This window comes from Enterococcus florum (assembly GCF_004309355.1).
In the GTDB taxonomy this organism is placed as follows: domain Bacteria; phylum Bacillota; class Bacilli; order Lactobacillales; family Enterococcaceae; genus Enterococcus_A; species Enterococcus_A florum.
The window spans coordinates 1-243 of record NZ_BJCC01000064.1; the positions used below are offsets into that span (position 1 = coordinate 1).

Sequence of the window (243 nt, forward strand, 5' to 3'; positions counted from 1 at the left end):
CTTATTCGTGGCAATCAGACCAGTGGGCCCTTCATTTTCATATAAAGCACACCATCTTCTGACTGTGTTCACGTTAACTTGGGCTTCTTTAGCTGCACTAGTTAAACTGATTTCCTGTCTAAGATAACTCTCAACAATCTTTATGCGCTCTTCTGCACTGAGCTTCATCCTTCTTTTTCCCATAACAAATACCCCTATCTAGGATTTAATTATTTCCTTGTCCTAGATAGGGGTAGCATAGCA

The 243-nt window shown here is 40.3% G+C and carries 1 protein-coding gene; it reads right to left on the bottom strand.

Annotated elements, in window-relative coordinates; translation table 11 throughout:
* Positions 1-183 (bottom strand): helix-turn-helix domain-containing protein (locus NRIC_RS19090; protein ID WP_146624304.1); only part of this gene is annotated, 183 nt, incomplete at its 3' end.
* Positions 184-243 lie beyond the last annotated feature (60 nt).